We start from the raw sequence: 13,005 nt of genomic DNA on the forward strand, positions 1-13,005 counted from the left end.
CAATTTTACTTTGGAAGCTCAAAAACAACCGGAATGGACTCATACTTGGGCAAAAGTTCGTCCCTGTACAAGCCTGGCATCCAGCGCGGCATGGTGCGAAGAACCCGAAGCGCTTCCGCATCTAAAAGTGGATGTACCGATTTTTGTATATATAAACTTTCAATAGCACCTTGCCTGTCTACCACTAAACCCACCTGCACCGTGCCGGAAATTTTGTTGCCTCTTGCTTCTGCGGGGTATTTAATGTTTTTTTTAATAAAAGCCATTAAAGCGTCCATGCCACCTATGTATTGTGGTTTTCGCGCATCATCGTCGTAACAAACAGTATCTTTTCCCGTCCATCCAAAGCATTGTTCAGAAAGTATTTCACTGTCATTATAGAAAATTTTCCTTTTTAAAATACCATTGGGAAAATAAGAAAGCATCTCTGAAACTTCAACATCTATGGTGGTAATGCGTTCGCCTACTTTTCCGTTCTGATAATAATAAACCTGGTTTTCCTTTTTGCTCCCGTCGGCTTTGTATTTATACTCAACACGTTTTAAGAGTTTGCCATTCATGAAGTAGGTCTCCACACTTCCAGATTTCACCACAGTGTCTGGATTTGTTTTATAGATCGCATAAAAGGATGCTTTTGTGCTATCAACAAATTTTTTATTCCCGTCAAGAAAATATTTTAGATCCTTCTGTGCAGAAAGAAAAAAGAAATTAAAAAGTAAGAGGCAAAAAAGAAATAATCTAAGTTTCATAGCTTAATTAAAGATAGGAAAAAACGGATAATTTTTTTCTCAGGGCTAGCGGCTTACAAGTTTTCCTTCACAAAAAATGCAAACAGAATTGCCAGGCTTTCTAAGATTCCATCACCTTCTTCACCTGATTTTCTAAATCTTGGAGGTCTTTAAATCGTTCAAGAGAAATTGTTGCATTCAAATATTTAAGTTCTGTAACTAGATCCAGTAAAAGATCGTTAGGTTCTGCTTCAAAACCCAACATACTGCTATCGAAATTTATACCGGCAAGATAGCCGTCACCAGACATACCAACGCACCAGTTTTCTAAAAAATCTGTAAGCCCAATGCGTTTAATTTCAAATCCCTGCCATCCGCTTTGAATGCAGGATGTAGCCAACTCCGCTTCCGACCAAAAACAAATGAGGGGAATGGGGTTATCCTCTTCATCTTCGTAGTCATGAGAAGAAGAGGTGGCTAATCCATCAGCAGATTCTAAAGCAAACAAGGATTTGGTCTCGCAGACCTTTTTAACAAAGCGTTCGTAACGAAGTTTTAGCAGTAAATGATCTTCGATCATAGAAAAAGGTAGTTTTTAAGCCACTAAAATACGCAGGAGATTTTAATATTTGTATGGCGACTTAAAATTAAACCACTTAATCAGTAAAACAAACCACTCTCACAAAACCTCTGGCGAAATCATTTTTTAGATGCTTATATTTATACTAACCTAAAAAACCCAAAACCATGCATATATTTACCCGCCTTACTTTGTGTTTTGTATTTTCTACACTGCTTACCGAAGCACAAGCCCAAAACATCTTTGAACCAGAACACCCAAAGTCTGACATCAAGTTTAAAGAGAATAAGGGCCAGGTTTATGACCAGTTCTATAAAGCACGTCCGGATATTCTTTATTACGGACTAACAGGTCAATTCAGTTTTCATCTTAAAAAAAATGGCATTTCTTACCAGCTTGAAAAGATAGAGGAATGGAAAACAGAAACACCGGTGTATCTCGCTTCTGCATATAAAAAAGAAAGGCGTGAGGCTTCCTCAATAAGCTTCTACCGCTTGGATATAGATTGGTTAAATGTAAATCCGGATGCTGAGATCGTTCAGGGAGAAAGGCTTCCCGGAGTAGAAAATTATTACAATGAAACTTCACCAGAAGGCGCGTTACAGGTTAAGAATTACAGTGCACTTCTTTACAAAAATCTTTATCCCGGCATAGATTTAAAATGGTTTGGAACAAGTGAAGGATTAAAATATGAATACTATGTCGCCACGGGCAGTGATTATAAACAAATTCAACTTCAGTACGCCGGTGCGGAAAAAATTTATCTCTCGCCAAAGGGAGAATTAATTATCAAAACACCCCTGGGTGAACTGGTAGAGCAAAAACCTTATGTGACACAAAACGCTAAAAAATTAGAAGCGAACTGGTTAGTGAAAGACAATGTAATTTCTTTTGATATCAAAAATTATAATTCAAACTTGCCGCTTGTTATCGATCCGCTTATTCGCCTTTGGGGAACATACTACGGTGGTGCTGGCAACGATTATATCAATTCACTTGCAAGCGATAACCTGGGTAATACCTACCTGGGTGGTGAAGTTAAGTCTACAAGTAACCTGGCTACCTCTGGCGCCCATCAAAGCACTTTTGGTGGAACCATCGGTTACTGGGGTGACGCTTTTGTTTCTAAATTCAATCCTAATGGAGTTTTACAATGGGCTACCTATTATGGTGGTGCACAGTCTGATTTTGCAAATAGCATAACGGTGGATGCTAATGGTAATGTTTACATGACCGGTGGCACCTCTACAACAAATTCTGCGGTAATGGCTACACCAGGAGCACACCAGAGCGTCGCTCCCTCATTTACCGTTCCCGGGCCTGTAAACGACGCTTTCCTGGTAAAATTTAATTCTTCAGGAGTAAGGCAATGGGGTACTTATTATGGAGGAACAAATTATGAATGGGCCTATGGGGTTGCTGTGAATACAACGGGCGACATTGCCATTGTAGGAACAACCAAATCGACCAACAGTGGAACCATAGCAACACCGGGCTCTCACCAATCTTCTTTCGCAGGAGGCTTAACCGACGGATTTATTGCAAAGTTTGACGCGTCTGGTACCAGGCTTTGGGGAACCTATTTCGGAGGATCGAGCGGTCAGGATGACGTGCTGTATTGTAATTTTGATGCTGGCGGAAACATTTATATTAACGGAGGTACACCCTCCACTAACAGCATTGCAACCTCCGGTGCCCATCAAACTACTTACGGAGGTGGTTCACAAGATGGTTTCCTGGCAAAGTTCACTGCGAGCGGGCAATTGCTTTGGGGAACATATTATGGTGGTGCCGGCACCGATAATCTTTTCTTAAGCGCCATTGATGCTAATGGAGATATCTATTTAGCAGGAACAACCAGTACAAGTCTCAGCGGTGTTGTTGCTACTGCATCCTCTCATCAACCGGCTTATGGAGGAAATACGGATGGACTGCTTGTAAAATTTAATTCTGCGGGAGTCAGACAGTGGGCCACGTACTATGGTGGTTTGGGAAACGATTATGCTGCAGGTCCTTCCATCGATCCCATGGGAGATATTTACATATCCGGCGGAACGTCTACAAGTTCGGGAACAGCGATTGCCAGCTCCTGTGCCTACCAGGAAAATTTTAAAGGAGGAAGTAGCGACGCTTACCTGGCAAAATTTAATGCTAACGGTTCGCGCATCTGGGGTACTTATTTTGGTAGTATTTACACAGATGATGGCGGTATGTGTGCTGCAGACATTCATAACAATATTTACATTACCGGTGCCACACTCGCAAATTCAGGAACAGTTATGGCGACAAGCGGTGCGCATCAAACTACTTTTGGCGGACAAACAGATACCTACCTCCAAAAATTTAATGGATGCACCCCCGGTAATGCACTCAACATGACCCCTGTTTCAAACTTACTGGTTTGTCCTGGTACTACTGCTACATTAAGTGCCACTTGCGGAAACTGGTACAGTACTTTGAGTGGCACTACCAGCCTGTTTACCGGGTCAGATTTTACCACGGGAATCATTAGCTCAGACTCCACTTTTTATGTGGAAGATTTTAGCTGCGGCTCTATATCTGGTCCGCGCACGGCTATTAGCTTAACGCTTAGTTCTTCTCCTACAGTAAGCTTGATAAATAGTAATCCCGTTGCTTGTGTTCAGGAAAGCGTGGTTATCTCTGCTTCAGGAGCTTCTACTTATTCTTGGATAAATACATCAGCAACTACTTCGTCCATCTCCTTCTATGTGCTTTTACAAACCACATACACCGTTATTGGAACGGGGGCTAACGGTTGTCAAAATACCGCAACGCTTACCGTTGTACCGAATTTATGTCTTGGAACAAATGAATTGGCTGATCAAAATGCACAGTTAACCGTATATCCAAATCCTGCTAAGGGCCAAGTAACTATTCGCTCAGCCAGTGAAGTAAATTTAATTCTTGTAAATGAACTCGGACAGGCGATACGATACATATCACTCAACACAACTCAGGCCTTTGAAGCTACATTAACAGATTTACCTAATGGTATTTATTTTCTGAAAAATGAGAGAGACGGAACAATGTTGAATAAAAAAATTGTGGTGATGCATTAAGCACTCCCGATAATTTTTCTGATCTTATGATTCGTTGGTTTCTTCTGTATCTTCTTCTGCAGAAGTCATTGCCTCTTCACAGATTTTACCGCTGGAGTGAAAATGAACCGTCATGTCAATAGGCTGAATATTATCAAGCCTGTATTCGCCTCCAAGGATGGGAAGTTTTTTGTAACCGTAAACTTCGTTTTCTTTTAAGAGAATTTTTTTCTCTTGCAGTTCAATGTACAGGTCTGTAAGAAACCATTCTGCAATACTATCCTTATTGCCCAGCATGTTTTGAAACTCTGTTAATGTTCTCGCTACTTTGGTGAGTTCGCCGGCACCACAGTCCAGCCAATTCACTTCGCTCTTCGGCCCCAAAAAAAAGATGTCTCCAAAAACGCTTACAAATAAAACATGTTTTTGTTCTGCAATAAGCCAGGTCCATGTAGAACAAATATCTTTCAGATCAATTTTTTCTCTGTCTTTTACCAGGTCGGAAAGTTGAAGTATCATGCTAAAATGATTTTTAACGCGCAGTTTTTAAGCGTTGTAAAAATACAATTTTTGTTAGTCGGAATTGCTTTAATTCTGATGAATTATTCGCGTTCGGGTTAATAGTAAACTTTTCTTCATTTAGTAAGCAGCAGATGATCCAACAAAACCAGCTCGTTAAATTTTATACCGATTACAATATCATCTTTATAACCTATAGCACTTAGAGTCATAAATTTTGTCTTTTCTATTCCCATTAATGACGCTTGTTTCCCGAAACAACTATCAGCCCTTGCTGCCGAATTTGTAGCGCTATCGTACAGATTTATGGACCCCGTTATTTTTCTAAGCCAGGTATCCAGTTCTAAGATTTTAGTCGGGTAATTTTTAACCGTGCTATCTTTGGAATCAGACTTAGTTTTTAAAAGTGCCAGTCTCTCCTCTATTTCTGAATCAATATGCGCTCCTATTCCATCTTCTACTTTTGAATTGCTTGAGCAAGAGCAGAGCAGTCCACAAAAAATTAAAATTTTGAAAATCATTTTCATAAGGTTTGGGTTTTATGCTGTTATAAACGAAGGTATAAATTTATCTGGGATCATCTTTTTTCCATTCGTACAAGTCCTTGTCTTGTAGCCAAAATTAGGTTGCCGTTTTTATCAAATTCCATAGCTGCGATATGGGAAGTAAGAATTTGTGAATTTTGATTATGATAGTTCTCCCATCCTTTATCTAAATCGAAGCGAATTAAACCAGCCCGATCTGTTGAAATCCAAAGGACCTTCTCATTTTTATCATATACTATATCATTGGTGCCATTTACAGGTATTCCGCAATTATCTGTAGTAAATTGTTTGTAGGTGTTATCGGTATAAAGAACCGCTATCCCTTCGTCATGATTCAACTTACCTTTTTCTTTAGGTCCAAATTGATATAAGGAAAAATAGATATTTCCTTTTTCATCTTCTGCCAGACCCATTATGCATTTGCCTTTTAAAACAGTTTCGGTAAATTCAAAATTTGTAGTCTTCCCATTCTCGTCAATCATTGCAGTGCCTGTAAAAGTTCCAATCCATATCCTGTTTTTAGAATCCCTTTTCGCAAATCCAACGCGGTTTGAAGGAAGTTCGCTGTTCGTTTTCGTATTGATTAAGGACCAATTTCCATTTTTATATATTGTCAGCCCTTGGCCGGAACAGAAAAAACCTCCCCGGTAGCCGAATTATTTATGATCTTTAATGCCCTGGTAATTCCTATCTCAGAAGAATCGTATTTTCTCCATTTTACGTTATCGTAACTATAAATAGCGTTTTTAGCATATATCCATTTAACATTATTATTGTCTGTGGCCAAGGCACTGTATCCAAAATATTTTCCTTTTTCTGTAATATTCTGTTCTGTATTTTTAAAGTTCTTACCATCAAAAGTTACCAGGCTTCCATCGACTGTCAACCATATCAATTCGTCTTTATCAATAGTCATGTAATTGCTCATGTTATTAGGAAGATCTGAATTGGCGGAGTTCCAAACTGTCATTTTATACTTATCTAAATTTTTATTTTCATAAGTATAGTGTGTATTATAAATTACAGGATCTAAGGGTCTATCGAAACTCTTCATAAGAGCTTTTCGATCAATACGCTCGATACTAGCGGAAACCCTGTTATCGCCTAAAGTAAAAACAACAATTATGGCAGACCTTACTTCTTTTTTGTTATTGGTAATTGCCGGGGTCCACTTTTTGAACTTGTTAAGTTCTTTAATGATTTTTAAAGTAATTTCGCTATTTGACCTATCCGTGTGGCTCAACACACAGCCTCTTCCGCTTGAATCTACAAGAACCTGAAATTTTACCGCTCCTTTTACATTGCGGAGATTCAGTGAATTATTTACTTTATTCTGTAAATTCAAAAATCCTTCTATATCGTAGCCTGCTCCAATATCACCGCAATCCATACAAAACATTTCAGTGTTGCAACTACCAACTTTAAGAGGAAAAATATTTTGTCCTACTGAACTTAGCGACTGTGCTGCCAGGAGAATAATTAGTAAGTTTTTCAATGTTTAGCTTTTAATTTCCTGAAGGCTCCCACAACTCGATCTTATTTCCTTCTGCATCCATGATATGTAAAAATTTTCCATAGTCGTAGGTGGCAATGCTATCAAGAATTGTAACACCATTTGCTTTAAGCTTTTCTACCAGTCCTTCGAGATTTTGCACGGTATAATTAATCATGAATTCTTTTTTGGAAGGAGAAAAATACTCATCTCCTTTTTTAAAGGGAGTCCATTGAAGTGTATTCACTTCTTCTGGTTTGTTAATGTTGCGGGAATCAAAACTTACCGCGCCCCATTGATTTACATCAAAACCTAAATTTTTTGCATACCACTCTTTGGTTTCTTTCGGACTATCCGAAAAAAAGAAAACGCCACCAATGCCTGTTACTTTCGGGGTGGTGTCTGCAGACTGAGTGGACTTGTTTGTTTGATTTTTTTGATCTTCCATTTTGCTTATAGTTTTAGTTTTTAATCACAGCTTGCGAACATAAATGTTGCCGGTACCAAAATCCACGATAGTTTCATAGCTTTAATATTTAACAGTACTATGATTAATGTATCGTGAATCTGAAGCTTTAAATTTACGATTGTAAGATGACTTTCCAAAAAAAGGGGTCGCAAAATAAATCTGAACTCGTCCTTCTCACAAATCGTCTATGCTAATATGAGTATGTTTCTAAGCAACATAGCTTACTCGCAAGAAGCCCTATCTCATTTTGGCTCTTATTTTGGCCAGTGATTTAGTATAAAAGTCTTCCCAGCTTACTTCCCGGGAAGTCTTTACAACGTTTACTTTAAACGATTCTAAAGTTCCTTCCTTTTGTTGTGTTATATCATCGCTTGCATAAAAAAAGATTTTATTCTTAATGAGATGAGAAGTTTTTTTATCCGCTATCATGCGCGCCCTTTTATTTAAAAGCCACCAAATATCTGTTTCACTAAAATCCATCGAAAAGCCAAGGATGTGTACATTAGTTCTAAAAAATAATTCTGCCCACGATCTGTTGTCGAATTTGTTCCACGCTAATTTCAGTTCAATTCTCTTTATTGCTATTGGCTTCTTATTTTCCTGGAATTCATATGTCCCTTTTATGTAACCATCTATTTTGGAGACAGAACCACAGTATTGATCGAAGCCCAGCATAATAGACATTGGCTTTCCAATTTCCCCATGCAGGTGCCAGACCTTACACTGTTCAGCACCCGAAGCAGTAGCAACAGATGTAAAACGTCTTATGCTGTAAAGGTCCTCCATGTTTTTGTTGGAGAGAATCATTCCCTCGTTTTCAAATCTTTTTTCCAGCGCGTAATCGTAATTCGTTGTTAAATAGTTTTTGCATTTAAGGTCCATTAGTTTTTTATAATACTCATTCGTTTCAATCACCTTTAGCTGCTTAGCTATTTTATTCTTTAAATCAAACTCTGTTTGCGGGATGTCCTCCTCCGTATGATTTTGAAACAAAGCCCTTTCGTAAATTAGGGTATTAGGCAAAGTACCATTGTCAAAATTGTTTCTTTCTTTGATGCTATTTAAAAGGTGATTCCACGAAATGGGTTTATTACTCAGGTTATTGATCCCGTTTCCAAAAAAAAGTGTCGTCTCTAAACTCATTTTAAGTAGTCGGATTATTTACCGCCAATTTCTTCAGCAAGTCCAACCAGAAGTCCCTCTGCACCTCGCATGTAACAAAGCTTGTACGAATTCTCATAGTGAACTACTTCTCCTACAAGTTCGGCGCCCTGCTTAACAAGCCTTTCCACCAACTCGTCAATATTCTCAACAGTGAACATGGCTCGTAAATAACCCAGGGAATTTACAGGTGCCTTTCGATGATCGGAAACAGTTGCAGGCGTAATAAAACGCGAAAGCTCAATCTTGCTGTGCCCATCCGGAGTTACCATCATTGCAATTTCTACTTTCTGAGAAGCAATGCCGGTAACCCTACCGGCCCATTCTCCTTCTATGGTAGCTCTTCCTTCGAGTTTTAAACCTATCTCCGAAAAAAAAGCTATTGCCTTGTCAAGCGATTCTACAACGATGCCGACATTATCCATTCTCAATAATCTGTTATTTGCCATTTTTTTGTCTTAATAAATGTGTTTTATCTCTGCTGAGAGAATGTAGACGATTTCACTCGCGCACTTAAATTCTTCCACTATCTCAGAAGTTTTACTTTTAAAGTAGCAGAATGTTCCAATACATCTTTTAAAGGTGCAAAATTCGTTCCAGAATTCCATACAATGTATCCTTTAAGAATACGAAAACCATCATTCTCTCTTAAGATAATGGTGAGGAAGTTTAATCGCAGCCTATTTTACAAACTTTGCATTGTAGGCGCGCACATATTCAGCTTGTATAGTAACGTAGTTTTTATTCCAGTTATAAGTTGTGGCATCTGTTCTTTCATCCACATACTTTTTAAACAATGGTGCATTGTCCTGAATAAAGAACTCAACGTCTCCATTTTTTTTAGAATCGGCATTCTTTTTAGTGAAAATAAGGTAATAACCAAATTCATCAATTATTCCGCTATATGCACGAATGTAGTTCTCTTTGTCATAGTCCGTGGTATATATATTCCCACGGGAATAAAAAACAAAGTACAGGTTTTTACCTCCCCCTATAAAAATGCCATAGCGCTTCTCTTTACCGTTAATAGCAAAAATGGGGTTCATAGGATTTCCCGGAATTCTAAAGGCAAAAAAAGAAGAATCCTTGTGCATGTGAAATTTTATTCTTCTACCGGTTTTTTTATCCGTAAAAGAAATTTTCCCATAATCGTAGACTATGTCGTCGCCAACAAGAGAATCCTTTTTATTCTCGAAAAAGTTGTCGGAGGTTTTGTAATAATAAAGTTTTTTGATGTTTGTAATTTTAATGTTCTGAGAAATTACTTCAAAGTATGAAACAATTAATAAAAAGCAAATGCTGTATTTGTTCATAGGGCTATCTTGTTTCTACTTCTTTACTCGAATTTTCAAGTGCTATTTTGTAAAGTTCCTTTTTAGTTTTAGGCTCGGTGTCATTAAATGCTGCTTCTACATCAATATATTTTGAAGGGGGGTAAAAGAAAGATAGAGTTGCCAGATCAACAATAGGACCAATGCCCAATGTAATCGGCGTTTCAAGCACCAGGAAAACAATTCCTTTTCCAGCCTTGCCCTTAAAAGAATACTGAGTGGTTTTGCCTCCTGAACTAAGTTCTAATTTATTGTTACGCCTAACTTTAATTTTTATAGTAGGATGTCTATAAGTGGTTCTCTGTGAACCTCCATAAGCTGTTTCCCTCCCCACAATTTCTTCCTGAACATCAATTCTTTTTCCATTGTGCTTCACTTTAATATCATCGTGCGCACCAACCAGAAACATTCTGCGTTTGCCAAAGTCTCCAACATACATGCAGCTACTTAAACAAACTAGTATAACAGCGGCTAAAAAAAATAAATGTTTCATTTTGAAATACGGATGCCTGATTAAAACCAGAGTTTAAATTAAAGTCCCGAAAATAGGAATTCTACTTACTTATCTTAAGAATTGTTTTCCCACAAGCGTTTATGCAAAACTTTTTTACAATTAAACTAACGGTTATTAGGCTTGCGTAGGTAGAGGCCTTGCTTATCCTTTTGCGGGTTCTGCAGGGAATTTCGACATGTCCATAAAAAATACTTCCCAGGTATGCCCATCAAAATCTTCTATGGTACGTTGTACCATAAAACCATAATCTTTTGCCTCGGTTGGCTCAATGCCTCCCGCTTTAAGTCCTTTCTCCATCATAGCGTTCATCTCCTCTACACTGTCTAAGGATAAAGAAAAAAGTCCTGCCAAAGCGGATTTTGTATCAGCTATGGGTTTGGTGGCAAAAAGTTTAAACTTTTCGTGAGTAAGGATCATTAAAAAAACACTCTCACTCCAAACCATACACTTTCCTGCATCATCTGAAAACTGTGGATTGTTAGTGAACCCCAGGGCGGTATAAAAATCCATTGATTTTTGAAGATCTTTCACTGCCAGATTGATAAATATTTGTTTTGCCATTTTCTCTAGGTTATTAATTTTTATGCCGAATTTATTTTCTGGTTGTGAAGTTAAAATAAAATACGCAAAAGCAAAACATCAGTTGGTCCTGGGCTTCTTAGTTAACATTCAACAATCAGTCCTTGTTGTAAAAGAGAAACCATTATCACTTTATTAAATTTTGATAGGCATGTTCCACCACAAAACCGGAACAAGAAATCAACTCATCTATTACAGTCCTTTTTTTGTCTTTACCGAGGTTTTAAATACATAAATCATATTTCATAATTTTAGTAGTTACAACCCTTTTTTTCCTTCAAGCCAATAGCCTTGTGAATAAACATTACCCTGAGTTTTGTTTTTCAGAACTTTTCTAAACGCCTGAACAGATCTGACGTTTCCTACTAATACAAAATTAGCAGCGTTCCATTCCTCAATTTTAAACAAAGGCAAATCGCTTATCCATTTGTCATTCCTGAACGAATCATTTTTTGGAAAAACAGTAAAGTTTTCTAATCCCAAAAGTTCGGGAACGTTTTTGTTTTCTTCATCCAGCTCAAAATAGAATTGAAATTGATGATTCTTGTTTTTCAATAGGGGCAATAACGCACAAGCATTGCCTAACGAAGTTTCATCCCCAAAAAAGAATTGATTTTCTATACTTGGGTCATATAATTTTTTTCCTCTTGATGGACCAATATATGTTTTATCGCCTGTATTTATGGAATCGAAATAGTTACTTCCAACTCCATTTTTATGAATATGAAACAGTATATCTATTATTCCTTTTTCCTTGTCGTGATAAGCAGGCGTATAATTCCTGTATTCCGTTTCCGAAACACGAAGCACATTGGCATAGCCAATCTGAAAATTCATTTTTGATATATTTCCCTGAAAACGTATTTTCTTAATCTGTGAACTGATGTAGGAAGTTTCTAAAACTTTTGCGTTTGGTCGAAGTGTACTTTCGAAAATATCACCTACCCATTTTGGTATGCTTGAAATCATTGTTTATTGCTTTTTAATTCAACGCAAAGAAACAATGATTGAAAATTTCAAACAATGTAAGAATAAGGTAAATATTGGACTAATCGTGGTTTTTATTTCGGAACGCCAAGGCGCTCATTCCAGAAACCTTGGTGAAGAGCCTTGAAAAATAAGGGTAGTCGTCATAACCTAGTTCGGTGGCAATTTCTTTTACCGACATATTGGAATGATAAAGCAAACGTTTGGCTTCCAAAACGACGCGTTGTTGTATATGATGGGAAACAGAAAATCCTGTGGTGTTTTTAACACATTCGTTTAAATAAGGTGAGGAAATATTTAATTGCTGTGCATATTCTGTCGGTCGTTTGGCAGAAGCAAAATTTCGTTCCAACAACTCTTTAAAGGCTTTGGTTAGGATTTCATACCGTGAAAGTTTGTCAAATGGCTTTGATTTGACTAAATACTGTGAAATAACAAGTCCGATTAAGGTATTGCAACTGCCGTTTAGCAAGGGGTAATATAGTTTTTCGTTTTTACGTTCAGCTAACTTTATGCAAAACGATATAGCTTCGGTAATAATTGCAAACGATTCTTGATTTAATTGCAAAGGTTTAACTGGCGTTATATCTTCTAATAATTTCAGGTATTCAGGATTCAGATTTTCATTACTAACTGCCCAAATGCTTGCTTTGGCTTTTTTGAACGACAAAGTTCTATGCACTTGATTTTGATGAATAAAAACAACTGATAAAGGTGTTATGGTGTATTCCTGAAAGTCAATTTCAATGGTCGTTGTTCCTTTTTCTTGTAAGAAAAATAAGTGATACTCGTCTCTGTGTGATTGCTTTATATTGTCAAATTCCTCAAACTGCTCATATAAATGAAAATCTTCGCTGGACATTTTGCCTATAAAAATACCTGTGCCGAAATCGGCGATCATAGGATTTACAGGGATATATTTTGACTTTTTGTGCATATTTATTTGTTCTCAACACAAAGTCAAAGAGAGTTATTTGTGTTTTTTGCTGGCCTGTGTGCGTCGTGTTAGGACTGCCGCTAACGGATGCGATTAGCCGCGTT

The 13,005-nt window shown here is 37.6% G+C and carries 15 protein-coding genes; 1 reads left to right on the forward strand and 14 read right to left on the reverse strand.

Annotation, left to right across the window (positions count from 1 at the left end; translation table 11 throughout):
* Nucleotides 1-5: 5 nt before the first annotated feature.
* Nucleotides 6-749: a hypothetical protein gene (locus CNR22_08945; GenBank protein ID PBQ31889.1), complete on the reverse strand. Its 744-nt coding sequence runs from the start codon at nucleotides 747-749 to the stop codon at nucleotides 6-8.
* Nucleotides 750-849: 100 nt separating this feature from the next.
* Complete coding sequence (locus CNR22_08950) at nucleotides 850-1,308, reverse strand: hypothetical protein (protein PBQ31890.1); 459 nt, start codon at nucleotides 1,306-1,308, stop codon at nucleotides 850-852.
* Between the two features lie 167 nt (nucleotides 1,309-1,475).
* Between CNR22_08950 and CNR22_08955 the strand changes: the two genes are divergently transcribed.
* Complete coding sequence (locus tag CNR22_08955) at nucleotides 1,476-4,388, forward strand: hypothetical protein (GenBank protein ID PBQ31891.1); 2,913 nt, start codon at nucleotides 1,476-1,478, stop codon at nucleotides 4,386-4,388.
* Nucleotides 4,389-4,412: 24 nt separating this feature from the next.
* On the opposite strand, the gene CNR22_08960 is transcribed toward CNR22_08955, so the two are convergent.
* From CNR22_08960 to CNR22_09015, 12 genes are all read right to left on the reverse strand, one after another.
* Nucleotides 4,413-4,886, reverse strand: a complete 474-nt coding sequence (locus tag CNR22_08960) for a hypothetical protein (GenBank protein ID PBQ31892.1) — start codon at nucleotides 4,884-4,886, stop codon at nucleotides 4,413-4,415.
* A gap of 116 nt (nucleotides 4,887-5,002) precedes the next feature.
* Nucleotides 5,003-5,413, reverse strand: a complete 411-nt coding sequence (locus CNR22_08965; protein PBQ31893.1) for a hypothetical protein — start codon at nucleotides 5,411-5,413, stop codon at nucleotides 5,003-5,005.
* 50 nt (nucleotides 5,414-5,463) lie between these two features.
* On the reverse strand, nucleotides 5,464-5,913 hold the full coding sequence (locus CNR22_08970; protein ID PBQ31894.1) for a hypothetical protein: 450 nt from the start codon (nucleotides 5,911-5,913) through the stop codon (nucleotides 5,464-5,466).
* A 131-nt stretch (nucleotides 5,914-6,044) separates the two neighbouring features.
* A complete protein-coding gene (locus CNR22_08975) occupies nucleotides 6,045-6,821 on the reverse strand; it encodes a hypothetical protein (GenBank protein ID PBQ31895.1) in 777 nt (258 codons plus the stop codon).
* A 115-nt stretch (nucleotides 6,822-6,936) separates the two neighbouring features.
* Nucleotides 6,937-7,371, reverse strand: coding sequence for a glyoxalase (locus tag CNR22_08980; GenBank protein PBQ31896.1), 435 nt, complete (start codon nucleotides 7,369-7,371; stop codon nucleotides 6,937-6,939).
* Nucleotides 7,372-7,629: 258 nt separating this feature from the next.
* A complete protein-coding gene (locus tag CNR22_08985) occupies nucleotides 7,630-8,535 on the reverse strand; it encodes a hypothetical protein (protein PBQ31897.1) in 906 nt (301 codons plus the stop codon).
* 14 nt (nucleotides 8,536-8,549) lie between these two features.
* A complete protein-coding gene (locus CNR22_08990) occupies nucleotides 8,550-9,002 on the reverse strand; it encodes a glyoxalase (GenBank protein PBQ31898.1) in 453 nt (150 codons plus the stop codon).
* A 231-nt stretch (nucleotides 9,003-9,233) separates the two neighbouring features.
* A complete protein-coding gene (locus CNR22_08995; GenBank protein ID PBQ31899.1) occupies nucleotides 9,234-9,866 on the reverse strand; it encodes a hypothetical protein in 633 nt (210 codons plus the stop codon).
* A gap of 4 nt (nucleotides 9,867-9,870) precedes the next feature.
* Entirely contained in the window at nucleotides 9,871-10,377 is a 507-nt protein-coding gene (locus CNR22_09000) for a hypothetical protein (GenBank protein PBQ31900.1), read from the reverse strand.
* 162 nt (nucleotides 10,378-10,539) lie between these two features.
* Nucleotides 10,540-10,959 (reverse strand): glyoxalase/bleomycin resistance/extradiol dioxygenase family protein, encoded by a 420-nt coding sequence (locus CNR22_09005; GenBank protein ID PBQ31901.1) that lies wholly within the window; start codon nucleotides 10,957-10,959, stop codon nucleotides 10,540-10,542.
* Between the two features lie 276 nt (nucleotides 10,960-11,235).
* Entirely contained in the window at nucleotides 11,236-11,946 is a 711-nt protein-coding gene (locus CNR22_09010; GenBank protein ID PBQ31902.1) for a siderophore-interacting protein, read from the reverse strand.
* A gap of 79 nt (nucleotides 11,947-12,025) precedes the next feature.
* The gene (locus tag CNR22_09015; GenBank protein PBQ31903.1) at nucleotides 12,026-12,901 is read right to left on the reverse strand and encodes an AraC family transcriptional regulator; all 876 of its coding nucleotides are present in this window, start codon (nucleotides 12,899-12,901) and stop codon (nucleotides 12,026-12,028) included.
* Nucleotides 12,902-13,005 lie beyond the last annotated feature (104 nt).

Source organism: Sphingobacteriaceae bacterium, assembly GCA_002319075.1.
Classification (GTDB): Bacteria; Bacteroidota; Bacteroidia; order B-17B0; family Aurantibacillaceae; genus Aurantibacillus.